We start from the raw sequence: 12,770 nt of genomic DNA on the forward strand, positions 1-12,770 counted from the left end.
GGCCGGAACGTCGCACTCGGCGCGGCGACCGGCCGGGTCGGTTCCAGCGATGCCTGTGAGGCCGTGCGACTGGTCGGCAAGGCGGCGGCAAGGCGGTCGGCGTACCGCTGACCGGGACGAGTGGCCAGGCCCGGCGGGCACACCTCGGCCGCCCACGGGTAATGCAGGTCGACGCCGGGCGCGAAACCTCTTGACGGCGGTGACCGGCCCGGCCGCGACCGATTGGGCGGTCCCGGCCCACCTGCCCGCCGTAACAACCGGCGTGTCCAGATCCCCCGAACTTCCCCACGTACTCACGACGGATCGACGACCACTGGACGCCCAACCTCCGGCGAGGCGATCAGACCGCGGCGTCGGCCGCGCACGCCCTCGCTCAGGCTCGGTCCGGCTCCGGCTCCCGGTCCGGCTCCGGTGATCAGGACCGTCCTCGTCCGCTGGGGGGCCCGGCGCAGTGGTCTCACGTTTCGTCCCCCTCGTGGCAGTCCTGGTGTGGTGACCGCGACCGGACGACTCGCCGGACCCCATTGGGCCCTTACCATCTGCGAAACGCGGCCGTCGGCAGTCTGGCGCTTCCTCGCTTTAGGCGCGCTTAAGCCGCTCGAACCCGGCCGGCAGTCACCGGGCCACCTGGGGCATCGGCCGGATCTGCGCCACGGCAAGCGACATTGTGCCCGCACCGAACTGGTCCCGGAGCGGTTTCTCCCCAACTCGAACAGACCGCTACCAGCCCCCCGGAGGGACGACGCCGCCGTCACCCGGCCCGGTCGCCGGTGCGGCAGTCGGCGCAGTGGGCGGTGGGGTCGTGGGAGCGGATCGCGCGGTCGCAGCCGTCGCAGGTGATCAGGGGCGGTGGGCGGTCGGCGGCCATGGCTCTCGGCGTGGCCGGGAGCGGTGGTGGGAGGTGGGTGGTGAGGCGGTACTCCAGGAAGCGGGCGGGGTGGTGGATCGGTACCTGCTGCGGTGGCAGGTTCGCGGTCAGGGTGCGGACGATCTGCGCGGGAGTGGCCGCGCGGGCCAGCCAGGTGTCGACGGCCGGGGCGAGGGCGAGCACATCGCGTGCGGACAGCAGCAGTCGCGGGTCGGCGAGACGTAACCGGGCGAGGATGTCGGCGGCGGGGCCGCTTACGGGCACGGGGTGGGAGTGCGCGAGTGTCGTGGCCGGCCTCGCGGACGCGGTGGGCGTCCTCCGCCGCAGGGGTACGGGAGCCGCCGGGGCGTTCGTGGGCCGTGCGCGCCCGCCGCCGGGCCCTGCGGGACGGTCCGGCGGCGGGTCAGTGGTCCCATGGCCGGGCCGGTCGTACGCGAACGTGCGGGTGGCGAACCGGCCGCCGCCCAGTGGGACCCGGCGCCGCTCCAGATAGCCGGCCGCCACCAGCTCGTTCAGCGCCCGCCGGACCGTCGTCTCGCCTTCGCGGAAGCGCAGCGTCAGCGCCTTGACGGTGACCGATGCCCCGTCCGGCAGCGACAGGATGTGCACGGCGAGCCCGATCGCCACGGCGGACAGGTCCGGGTGCTGGGCCAGATGGTTGCCGACCACGGTGAAACGGTCGGTGTGCGGGTGCCGTACGTGGATCACCCCGGCGCGGGGCGCGCCTTCGGGGAGCGGGTACGCGGACAGGCCCGCGTTAGAATGCGTGTCAGCCATTGGGAAGCGGATTTCTTCCTGAACGGTCAGGCCCTCGGCGTGGATGCCAGTCCCACCGGGGGCCGTCGTATGTGCGGTTGCTGCGGCCGAACGTACCGCACCGCTCCGATATACGGACGTTTCATCACCCGATCGAGCGACAGCGCCCTTGGCTCACCCGGGTTTTGGTCGGGTGGGGTTCTTTCCCGTTCCTTTAAAGGACCTCGCGCCCGACCGGGACGCGGACCACGGCACCCCGGCGTAGCCCCCGGCAGCCCGCAGCCAGTCACGCTCCGCGCGAGTCGTGACGGTCACCGACCCGCGCCCAGAAGCCCGTTCACCAGTCGGCCAAGGGGCGCGGCAAGTTGGGGGTGGTCCCCCAGGCCGATCCGATGCAGGAGACGTGCGGCGACGTGCAGTTGCGCGAGACGGCCGTCCGGGGTGTCCAGCACGGGGAAGGTGTCGCGGACCTTCTGGGCCAGCGCCGGGGCGGTGAGGCTGTAGCAGTACAGCGTGGCGGCGTCGGTGCCGACGGGCCCGCGTCCCCACAGTTCCCAGTCCAGGATGCCCAGCGGGTTGAGCAGGTTGGCCCAGTGGAGGTCCCCGTGAACGGTCTCCCATCGCCGGACGCGGACGCGGACACCGGTGCCGAAGGCCGCCTCGACGCGGCGGTCGACCTTGGCCTGATCGGCGTTCACCCGGTCGGTGACGGTGGGGGCCAGTCGGGCCAGAGCGTTCCGCAGGCCCGTCCACCAGGCGGGGGAAAGGTCTTGGCCGAGGCCCGGCGGAGCGGCATCGCTGGGTGAGACGGGTGTTCCGGGCATGAAGGTCATGACCTCGGCACGCTGGTGGCGCCACTCGCCCTCGGCCCATTCGTGCGTGGCGAGCACCCGTGGCTTGGGCAGGCCGAGGAGGACGTTCGCGTCGGTGTTGCCCGTCCAGCCGGGCCCCCGCGCCCACTGCGGTTGCTCGGAGACGACGCGTAGCCAGCGACGGCCATGAGGGCCGTCCGCAGGCGCGCCGACGGAACGGTCGCGCCAGCCGAAGACGGGCTCGGCTGCGACCGCGAGGACGAAATGGGCGGCCGCGCGATCCAGATTCCCGCGCATCCAGACCCGGAAGCGGCGGTCGGCTTCAGCGGTGTCACCGCGTCCGGTGCCGGTCAGCGGGACGCCCCAGGCAGGCGGATTTCGGTTTTCACGCGAAGAGCATGATCGGGAACACGTGAATTGAAAAGTAGTGATATTCGGACAGTGCGATCTGTCCGGATGGGTCGGTGCCGAAGCCGCCGCCGCGGCAGCGCCCGTAACCACGACCACAGTTACGCAAGCGGAGCCCGTTACGGCCGACGTCCCGCGGTGGTTCGTCGGTGCCGGGCCCGGGGCGGCGTTGGGCGCCTGGCGGCCGTACGTCGTCTGCGACATGGGCGGTTGTTCGGGCGCGCGCGGTGGACCGTTCGGGCTACGCGTTCCGTATATCGGCGCAGGTCCGAACGGCCGCCATCCGTGAGGGACTTGTGTCGATCCCGCGCCCGCCGGGAAAGCGGAACCGACTCCGCGCGGTCCTCGTCCTCCGATGCACAGCGGACAGCTGACTGTTCCGGTCCCCTTCCGGGGGCCGGCGAGTGAAGGGGTGGGGACATGCATCAGGGACCACAGGCAGAGAGACCCATGGCCGCCGCGAGCGATGGCCGCCGTACGTTCTCCCGGCTGCTCGCGCCGGTCGTATCAGTGGCCCTTGCGGCGACCGCCGCCCTGGCCGCCGTACCGTCGACCGCCCAGGCCGCCACGGCTGCCACGGCCACCGACTCGAGAGGGCTGGCCTGGGGTTACAACAATTACGGGGAGCTGGGCGACAGCACCAACATCAGCCGCAGCGCACCTGTGGCGGTGATGCCGGGGGGCGGAGTGACCCAGGTGGCCGCGGGCAATTACCACACTGCCGCGCTGCTGTGGAACGGCGAGGTCCGGACCTGGGGCGCCAACGGGAACGGCCAGTTGGGCGACGGGACCAAGACCGACCGGCCCACTCCGGCGCCAGTGAGCGGACTGACCGGGAAGTTCGTGCAGGTGGCGGCCGGGAGTTCCGACACCGCGGCCGTGCGGTCGGACGGCACCCTGTGGACCTGGGGTTACAACCAGTACGGGCAGTTGGGCGACGGCACCACCACCGACCGGAGCGAGCCGGTACAGGTGCTCAACCTGGCCCAGGTCAAGCAGGTTTCGGTGAACACCGTGCACACCGTGGCCCTGCGGTCGGACGGGACCGTGTGGACCTGGGGCGACAACCAGTTCGGGGAGCTGGGCGACGGCACCACCACCAAGCGCAGCACCCCGGTGCAGGTGCCGGGGCTCACGGGCGTGGTCGAGGTGGCGGCGGGTGCCTGGTTCACCCTCGCCTTGCGGTCGGACGGCTCCGTGTGGGGCTGGGGATACAACGGGTACGGGCAGTTGGGCGACGGCACCAACACCAACCACGCCACTCCGGCCCGGGTGACCGGGCTGTCGAAGGCGGTATCGGTCTCCGCCGGCTACCTCAGCAGCGCGGCCGTGCGGTCGGACGGCACTGTGTGGACCTGGGGCGACAACCAGTTCGGGGAGCTGGGCGACGGCACCAACACCAGCCGCACCACTCCGGTCCGGGTGACCGGGCTGTCCGGCGTGGTGCAGGTCTCGACCGGCTACTCCCACGACGCGGCCGTCCGGTCGGACGGCTCCGCGTGGGCCTGGGGTTACAACGGGTACGGGGAGTTGGGCGACGGCACCACGACCGACAGCACGACCCCCGTGGCCGTTTCCGCCGGCGGGATCACCCAGGTGGCCGTCGGTGGGGTCCACACCGTGGCGGTCCAGGCCCTCAAGCCGGTCGACCACGCGCTGCCCACCGTGAGCGGCACCGCGGCCAACGGCCGCGTGCTGACCGCCGCCCGCGGCACCTGGACCGGCAAGGGGCCGATCAGTTACGCCTACCAGTGGCAGCGCTGCACCGCCGACTCGTCGTCGTGCGTGAACCTCTCCGGGGCGACCTCGACCACCTACCGCCTCACGCACAAGGACATCGGCAGCCGTGTCCGCGTCCGCGTCTACGCCGACAACATCGGCGGGACGGCGGGACCGGTCGCCTCCAAGGTCACCGCCGTGGTCAAGAAGGCGCCCCCGGTGAAGACCAAGGCCCCGACCGTCACGGGCACCAAGGCCAAGGGCAAGCTGCTCACCGCGCACGCCGGCACCTGGACCGGCGTCACCCCGATCCACTACGCCTACCAGTGGCAGCGCTGCAACTCCAGGGGAACGGGCTGCGCCTCGATCCACGGCGCCATCCACACCACCTACCGTCTCGCGGCGGCCGACGTCGGCAAGCGGCTGCGCGTCAACGTCACCGCCACCAACACGGACGGACACGCCACCGCCCACTCCGCGGTGACCACCGCGATCAAGAAGAAGTAGCGCCCGGCCCCAACCGGCCCGCCCCAACCGGCCCGCCCCGACGATGCCTCGCCCACCGCCCGGTGGCCGGGGCATCGCCGTGCCGCCCCCGCGAGACCGCGACCGCGAGCCCGCCGGACCGGCCGTCTCCGCGGTGTGCGGGCCGCAGGGGGTGTCAGGTGCCGGCGTGCACGTGGGCGGCCCACAGCGAGGGGGTGAGGGGCAGTTGATCGCGCTGGGCGCGGATGGTGCTGTGCAGCGCGTGTGCGGCCCGGTCGGTGTCGACGTTCTTCTCGCTGTCGGTGAGGCGGGTGTAGAAGGTGTCGGCGATGTCGGCGGCGTGTGAGTCGTCGATCTCCCAGAGGGTGCCGATGACGTGGGGGAATCCGGCGAGCTGGAATGCGGCCGTCAGGTGGATCGACTCGTCGAGCAACTGCTGGTTGAGGGCGAGGGTGGTGGAGCAGGCCGACAGGTAGGCCAGGCGGGCGTGGTCGAGGTTGACCGGGGCGAGGCTGGCGACGCTGAGCGGGTCCTGCTCCCAGTCGTGCAGGAGCAGCAGGCTCTGGGAGGGGTCGGTGGGATGGCTGGCGCCGTGGCAGGCGAAGTGCGCGATCGTGGCCTCGGCGAGGTGGGCGAAGACCGTTGCTCTTGTCGGGATCCGATCCTCCGTCCCGGTGCTGCCGGTGTCGGCGTCGGGTTCCGTGAGCAGGACCGGGCGGGGCAGCCGGGCCTGGAGTCGGGCGGCTTCGCGGGTCACTGCCGACAGTCGGCCTTGGCGTGGCAGGCCGGGAGTGGTGGGCATCGCGACGATGAGTGTCCGGGCCCGGGCGGGTGGCGGTGCGGTGTGCTGCCGGGCGTAGCCGAGGGCGGCGATGGTGGGGGTGTAGGAGGAGACGACCCGGTCCAGGGCCGTCCGGGCTCGGTGGCCCGGGTCGCCGGGGGAGGTGTGGTGGCCGGCGGCGTGCAGGGGCAGGAGGCTGAGCAGTCCGCCGGGCGCCCACCACACGTGCGGCCACTCCTGCCCGTCGGCGGGGGACTCGTTGAAGCCGAGGGCGTCCAGGACCGGGCCGACGGCGGTGTCCCACAGCCAGGCCAGGATGTCGCGGACCTGCTGCTGCGCGGCGGCCCGGTCGGCTTCGGGATCGGGGTCGCCGCTGTCGGCCAGGGCCCGGTGGAAGGCGTTGATACGGGCGATGACCCCGTCGGGTGTCAGACCGCGAAGCGGCACGGCCGTGATGCCCTGTTCGGTGAGGAGCAGGGCGTCGCTGCGGAATCCGTTGACGTTGAACGTCACCACCGGTCCCTGCCCTGCCTGCCTGAGCAGGTCCTTCACCGTCGGCGGGAGCGCGAAGGAGGTGAACCCCTCCAGGAGGCGAATTTCCTCCAGCAGTTTGCGCAGCTCAGCTGCCACTCTCCGCCGGTCCTGTGTCTCCCGGTCCTGAACGGAACCCGGCCCGGCGTTGGCTGTGGCGAACCACGTCGAGCCGGATGGTGGCTGGTCGAGCAGGTCGCGCAGCTCGGTGAACCGTTGCGCCAGATCCGGACGCAGAGCACGCAGGTCCGTCAGATCACCCCGGACCTCCATCACCTGCGCCAGCAGCAACCCCCGCCCCGACTCCAGCAACCCCAGTGCTCTGGACGCCCGTTCGGCCTCCGGAACGGACCGGTCGGCCAGCACCAGCGCCGCCGCGTCCCCGGCCAGCCCCGCCAACCCGCCCAGCAGTTCCTGCTGATCCCGCCGGTCCAGCCCTCGTGGCGCCACCTCCGGCAGCAACCGCACCGCACTCTCCAACAACCGTGCGGCACGCCCCGGATCCGACCCGGCCAGCAGAACACCCGCGGCACGCCCCTCCTGGACACGCAGCAGCGGCGCGGCCGAATCCACCTCCGCGGCCGCCGCCCGCACCCGCACGGCCTCGTTGAGGTCGGCCGTGGTGCCGAACCTTTCGAACCGGGTCCGCAGCGAGATCCCCAGGTTACTGAGGTAGCCCGCGTGATTGGGGTGGTCGGTGGGGGTGGTTTCGACGGCTTGGCGGCCGATGGTGATGGCCTCGTTGAGGTCGGTCAGGGCGCCGGAGCTTTCGAACCGGGCCCGCAGCGCGTTGCCCAGGTTGCTGAGGTACATGCCCCGGTCGGGGTGGTCGGTGGGGGTGATCTTCACGGCCTGGCGGACGACGGTGATGGCCTCGTCGAGGTCGGTCAGGACGCCGGAACTTTCGAACCGGGTCCGCAGCGAGATCCCCAGGTTGCTGAGGTAGGCGGTGTGGTTGGGGTGTTCGGTGGGGGTGGTTTCGACGGCTTGGCGGCCGGCGGTGATGGCCTCGTTGAGGTCGGCCACGGCACCGGATCTTTCGAACCGGGTCCGCAGCGCGTTGCCCAGGTTGCTGAGGTAAGCGGCGCGATGGCGGTGTTGGGTGGGGGTGGTCTTCACGGCCTGGCGGACGACGGTGATGGCCTCGTCGAGGTCGGCCAGGGCGCCGGACCTTTCGAACCGGGCCCGCAGCGCGATCCCCAGGTTGGTGACGTACATGGCCTGGTCGCGGTCGTCGGTGTGGGCGGCTTCGACGGCTTGGCGACCGGCGGTGATGGCTTCGTCGAGGTCGGTCAGGGCGCCGGATCTTTCGAACCGGGCCCGCAGCGCGATCCCCAGGTTGTTGAGACGTCCGGCGCGGTTGGGGTGGTCGGTGGGGGTGGCTTCGACGGCTTGGCGGACGACGGTGATGGCCTCGTCGAGGTCGGTCAGGGCGCCGGACCTCTCGGACCGGGTCCGCAGTATGTTGCCCAGGTTGCTGAGGTATCCGGCGTAGTGGGGGTGTCTGGTGGAGGTGGCCTTCACGGCTTGGCGGCCGGCGGTGATGGCCTCGTCGAGGTCGGTCAGCGCGCCGGATCTTTCGAACCGGGCCCACAGCTTGCCCCCCAGGTTGTTGAGGTACATGGCCCGGTCGCGGTGTTTGGTGGGGGTGGTTTCGACGGCTTGGCGGCCGGCGGTGATGGCTTCGTCGAGGTCGGTCAGGGTGCCGGACCCTTCGAACCGCGCCTGTAGCGCGCCCCCCAGGTTGTTGAGGTACATGGCGCGGTTGGGGTGGCCGGCGGGGGTGTGGGTCAGGATGCGTTGCCACAGATGAACGGTGGCGGTGATGACGGCGGGTTCGGCTGAGTTGAGCGTTCGGTGAAGCATGGCGATGGCGGTGGAGACGGCGCCGCCGGCGAGAGTGGGAAGCAGGGGATCGGGCAGCGCTTCATCGGGAAAGCCATGGACGAAGCAGTAGGTGAGCATGGCCCGTGCGGTTCTGAGATCCTTGCGGCCTCGGAATCGGGGCAGTGAGCGGTAGCGGTACCAGTGCAGCCAGCCCAGGTAGTACCGGGCTTCGCTGTCCTGGTCGTCAAGGAGCCGGGCAAGGTGTTCCGCCTCGGCCACAGCGGCCCGTTCCAGCAGCGGGGAGAAATCCTGGCTGTCCTGGGCGTACCGCAGGCGTGCCACCATCGCTGCCAGGAGTACATCGCGCTCAGCCACCTGTCCCCCAACCCCTTTGTCTTTCCGGTGTGTTGAGGTTATTACCGGCTTCTTCGGGTGCGGGGTGTGTTCTGCCGATATCGTCGCCACTGCTCGCTGACCTGATCTGACCGGCGCGCCGCTCGGCGGGTCATCACCAGGGTCCAGCGCGACACCGACGCCGCGAAGCACACATGGGGGGACCATGGCGGGCGCAGCCACCGACCAGTCCGACGACGGCACCGACGAGGCGCTGGCCTATGTGTGCCGGCGGCTGGACTATCTGCGCCGCCTTCTGACTCCGGGTCAGGTCGGCGGAGGCGACCCGCCCGAGCTGCGCGCCCTCACCACCGCTGTCACTGCCGCTCGGCGCCCCGGCCACGGCGAACTGCGCGACCTCCTCCAGGAACTCCACCGCGTGGTCCAGGCCGCGGGAGACCCGCTGGGCGTGTGGCAGGCGTCCGCCGGGCGGGGCTTTCATCTGCCCGGCATCCCCGGCATCCCCGGCGGCTCCCCGTTCGAGGCGCTCTACCTGTGTCCGATGGGCAGTTGCGCGGGACGGCACCCCGATCAGTCCACCGTGTTCCCCCTGACCTGCGCGATCACCGGCCGGGAACTGGAAAGGACCATCCTGTGACCGCACCTCGGCCTGCCAGGTGAACGGGTTCTGGTCCGGACTCACCGGCAAACTCGCCGAACGCTGGCTCACCCTGCTCGTCCTTCCCGGAGCCTTCTATCTCGCCGCGGCCGCCACCGCCCACACCCTGGGCTGGACACACGCACTGGACCTGCACCGGCTCACCACCGCCGTCACCCACCAGACGAAGAACCCCACCGCGAACACCACCGGCGGACAGATCGTCCTCCTGTCCGCCGCCCTCGCCGGCGCCGCAGCCGCCGGCCTGGCCGCCCAAGCCCTCGCCTCCGCGGTGGAACGCCTCACCCTCGCCCCCGACTGGCGAACCTGGCCGCACCCCCTGCGCACCCTCGCCGAGCAGCGGACCGACCGGCGCCGGCAGACGTGGACCGAGGCCCACACCGCCTACCACCAACTCCTCACCGCTGCTGAGGCCCGCGCCCGCGACCGTACTCAACCTCCGCAGACCGAGGCCGAACTCAGCGCCGCCCGCGACGCGCGCCACGCCGATTACCGGAAGTGGTCCCGTATCAGCCTGGAGCAACCCGACCGGCCGACCTGGAGTGGCGACCGCCTCCACGCCGTCACCGTGCGCCTGGACCGCGACCTGCACCTCCACCTGCCGATCGTCTGGCCCTACCTGTGGACCACCCTGCCCGAACCCGCCCGCGACGACGTGACCACCGCCCGCACCGCCCTCACCAAAGCCACCACCCTCACCGCCTGGGCCCTGCTCTACCTCCCCCTCACCCTGTGGTGGTGGCCCGCCCTCCCCCTGTCCGTCGCCATCGCCCTCACCGGCCGGCGGCGCGTCCGCACCACCACCGACACCTACGCCCAACTCCTCGAAGCCACCACCCGCCTGCACGTCGTCACCCTCGCCACCCAGCTCGGCATCCCCCACACCGGCGCCCCCACCACCGCACTCGGCGACACCCTCACCCACCACCTCCACACCCAGCCCCCGCCACCCGGCACCCACTGACGCCACCCCGGCCGGCCCGCCCACCCGCCGGTGGCCGGGGCGTCGCCATGCGGTCGGCCGCGAGACCGCGACCGCGAGCCCGCCGGACCGGCCGTCTCCGCGGTGTAGACCACTGGGACAGGTCTACACCGCAGCGCCGACATCCGACCTGGTCAGGCGGACGCGGACCGGCCGAAAGCCCAAGTGCCGCGCCCACAGGCCCGTATAGGGATACCCCTACGCGTTGACCCAGTGCCTCCCTGCCGCCATCCCGCGTTCCCCACACTCATGCGGCGGCGCCGCTCCACCCGCGAGCGGTGTCCGCCGGTACGAGACCGCACCCGTCCGAGGTCTCCCGTACCGCGACGCGATTCTGCGGTCCCCCCATGCATGAGGTGAAAGGAAACCCCGGTCCCATGCGCATACGAACAATCGCGAGACTCTCGACGGTCACGCTGGCCTGCGTGACCGCCGCCGCCGTCGCCCTACCCGCGGCGACGGCGGCTCCCGCGCCGCACTCGCGGCCCCAGCCGGCCGGTCACACGGCCTTCTCGGCGGCCCCCTTCACGGCCGACCCCTCGGCCGCCGTCCGCAGTCGCGTCACCGACAACGCGCGCAAGGCGCTGTCCGCCCACGCGAGCGCCGCGCACAAGACCGGCGGCGACGCCTTCACCGTCCGGAACCTGGTGGTCGACCGGGACGGTTCGGCCGACGTCCGCTTCGACCGCACGTACAAGGGCCTGCCCACCTACGGCGGCGACGTCGTCGTGCACCTGAAGAAGGACGGGACGTTCGACTCGCTGGCCACCGGCGCCAGGACGACCGGCGAGGTCTCCACCACCCCCCGGCTGACCTCGGCCCGGGCCGCCGCCGTGTCGAAGGGCGCCTTCCAGGGCCGCGTCGACGCGGTCTCCACCCCCTCCCTCGCCGTGCGGATGAGCGGCAGCAGCGCCGCCCTGGTCTGGGAGACGGTCGTCAGCGGTACGCGCGCCGACCAGACCCCGAGCCGGCTGCACGTACAGGTGGACGCCCGTACGGGAAGCGTCGTCAGCACCAGCGACGAGATCGACACCTTCGCGGCACCCGGTGACGTCCACCCCGTGAGCGGCCCGCTCTCCGCCGCTCCGCAAGGCGCCGTCACCCCCAACGTCGCGGCCACCGGCCAGTCGATCTACAGCGGCCAGGTCTCCATCGACGTCTCGCAGTCCGGCAGCGGCTACACGATGCAGGACCCGTCGCACGGCAACGGCTACACCACCAACCTCAACCACGCGACCAGCGGCACCGGCAGCGTCTTCACCAGCTCCACCGGGCGCTTCGGCAACGGCACCAACAGCGACGCCTCCTCCGCCGGGGTCGACGCCCACTACGGCGCCGCGGAGACCTTCGACTACTACAAGAACGTCCAGGGCCGCAACGGCATCTTCGGCAACGGCCAGGGCGTCCCGTCCCGCACCCACTACGGCAACGCGTATGTGAACGCCTTCTGGGACGGCAGCCAGATGACGTACGGCGACGGCCAGGGCAACGCCCGCCCGCTGGTCGAACTCGACGTCGCCGGGCACGAGATGAGCCACGGCGTCAGCGGCGCGCTCACCGGCTGGGACGAGACCGGCGAGACCGGCGGCATGAACGAGGGCACCAGCGACATCTTCGGCACGCTGGTCGAGTTCTACGCCAACAACCCCGTGGACACGCCCGACTACACCATGGGCGAGCTGATCAACATCAACGGCAACAACCAGCCGCTGCGCTGGATGTACCAGCCCTCGCTCGACGGCCACTCGCCCGACTGCTACACCAGCGGCAACGGCAGCCTGGACCCGCACTACTCGATGGGCCCGCTCAACCACTGGTTCTTCCTCGCCGCCGTCGGCAGCGGCAACCACGGTTACGGCAACAGCCCGACCTGCAACAACAGCACGGTCACCGGCATCGGCAACGACAAGGCCGGCAAGATCTGGTACAAGGCGCTGGCCTCCTACGCCAACAGCCGGGAGAACTACGCCCAGGCCCGGATCGACTCGCTGAAGGCCGCCGCCGACCTCTACGGCGCGCACTGCACCGAGTACAACACCATCAACGCCGCCTGGGCGGCGGTGAGCGTCACCGGCTCCGACCCCGTACCCGGGACCTGCAACAGCCAGCCCGGCAGCCCGTCGGTCACCAGCCCCGGCAATCAGAACAGCACCGTCGGCACCGCGGTCAGCCTCCAGATCCAGGCGTCCGACCCCGGGGGCAAGACGCTCGGCTACAGCGCGACCGGACTTCCGGCCGGGCTGTCCGTCAACGCCACCAGCGGCCTGATCTCGGGCACCCCGACCACGGCCGGCACCTCCTCGGTGACCGTCACGGCGAAGAACACGGACAACGCCACCGGCTCCGCGACCTTCACCTGGACCGTCACCGGAGGCGGCAACCCGCCGCAGGGCTGCGGCAACCTGCCGGCCTGGAGCGCGACCACCGCCTACGTACCGGGCGACCAGGTCTCGTACAGCGGCCACAAGTGGCTCTCCACCTGGTACTCCACCGGTGCCACGCCGGACGCCCCGGCCTCCTGGGCGGTCTGGACGGACAAGGGCGCCTGCTGAACCGGTGCCTGACGAGCCCGTGACCTGACGACCCGG

General features: G+C 71.5%; 7 protein-coding genes. 4 read left to right on the forward strand and 3 right to left on the reverse strand.

Features of this window, described 5'->3' with window-relative positions:
* Positions 1–751: 751 nt before the first annotated feature.
* Positions 752–1,645, reverse strand: a complete 894-nt coding sequence (locus OHA30_RS20340) for a hypothetical protein (protein WP_328915292.1) — start codon at positions 1,643–1,645, stop codon at positions 752–754.
* A 290-nt stretch (positions 1,646–1,935) separates the two neighbouring features.
* Positions 1,936–2,733: an aminoglycoside phosphotransferase gene (locus tag OHA30_RS20345; protein ID WP_328915293.1), complete on the reverse strand. Its 798-nt coding sequence runs from the start codon at positions 2,731–2,733 to the stop codon at positions 1,936–1,938.
* Positions 2,734–3,294: 561 nt separating this feature from the next.
* Between OHA30_RS20345 and OHA30_RS20350 the strand changes: the two genes are divergently transcribed.
* Positions 3,295–5,070, forward strand: coding sequence for an RCC1 domain-containing protein (locus tag OHA30_RS20350; protein WP_328915294.1), 1,776 nt, complete (start codon positions 3,295–3,297; stop codon positions 5,068–5,070).
* A 154-nt stretch (positions 5,071–5,224) separates the two neighbouring features.
* Here the strand turns inward: OHA30_RS20350 and OHA30_RS20355 are convergent, their stop codons facing one another.
* Positions 5,225–8,563, reverse strand: coding sequence for a CHAT domain-containing tetratricopeptide repeat protein (locus OHA30_RS20355; RefSeq protein ID WP_328915295.1), 3,339 nt, complete (start codon positions 8,561–8,563; stop codon positions 5,225–5,227).
* A gap of 184 nt (positions 8,564–8,747) precedes the next feature.
* Between OHA30_RS20355 and OHA30_RS20360 the strand changes: the two genes are divergently transcribed.
* From OHA30_RS20360 to OHA30_RS20370, 3 genes are all read left to right on the forward strand, one after another.
* Entirely contained in the window at positions 8,748–9,179 is a 432-nt protein-coding gene (locus tag OHA30_RS20360) for a hypothetical protein (RefSeq protein ID WP_328915296.1), read from the forward strand.
* Positions 9,180–9,198: 19 nt separating this feature from the next.
* A complete protein-coding gene (locus OHA30_RS20365) occupies positions 9,199–10,164 on the forward strand; it encodes a hypothetical protein (RefSeq protein ID WP_328915297.1) in 966 nt (321 codons plus the stop codon).
* Positions 10,165–10,559: 395 nt separating this feature from the next.
* Positions 10,560–12,734 carry a M4 family metallopeptidase gene (locus tag OHA30_RS20370; protein WP_328915298.1) on the forward strand — a complete coding sequence of 725 codons (2,175 nt, stop codon included), beginning with the start codon at positions 10,560–10,562 and terminating at the stop codon, positions 12,732–12,734.
* The last annotated feature ends 36 nt before the right edge of the window (positions 12,735–12,770 follow it).

Origin of the sequence: Streptomyces sp. NBC_00223 (assembly GCF_036199905.1) — a bacterium.
Lineage (GTDB): Bacteria > Actinomycetota > Actinomycetes > Streptomycetales > Streptomycetaceae > Actinacidiphila.

Excerpts from the sequence above, each read along its gene's own strand:
- OHA30_RS20360 (WP_328915296.1), top strand. The coding sequence starts at position 8,748 with ATGGCGGGCGCAGCCACCGACCAGTCCGACGACGGCACCGACGAGGCG.
- OHA30_RS20370 (WP_328915298.1), top strand. The coding sequence starts at position 10,560 with ATGCGCATACGAACAATCGCGAGACTCTCGACGGTCACGCTGGCCTGC.
- OHA30_RS20345 (WP_328915293.1), bottom strand. The coding sequence starts at position 2,733 with ATGCGCGGGAATCTGGATCGCGCGGCCGCCCATTTCGTCCTCGCGGTC.
- OHA30_RS20340 (WP_328915292.1), bottom strand. The coding sequence starts at position 1,645 with ATGGCTGACACGCATTCTAACGCGGGCCTGTCCGCGTACCCGCTCCCC.
- OHA30_RS20350 (WP_328915294.1), top strand. The coding sequence starts at position 3,295 with ATGGCCGCCGCGAGCGATGGCCGCCGTACGTTCTCCCGGCTGCTCGCG.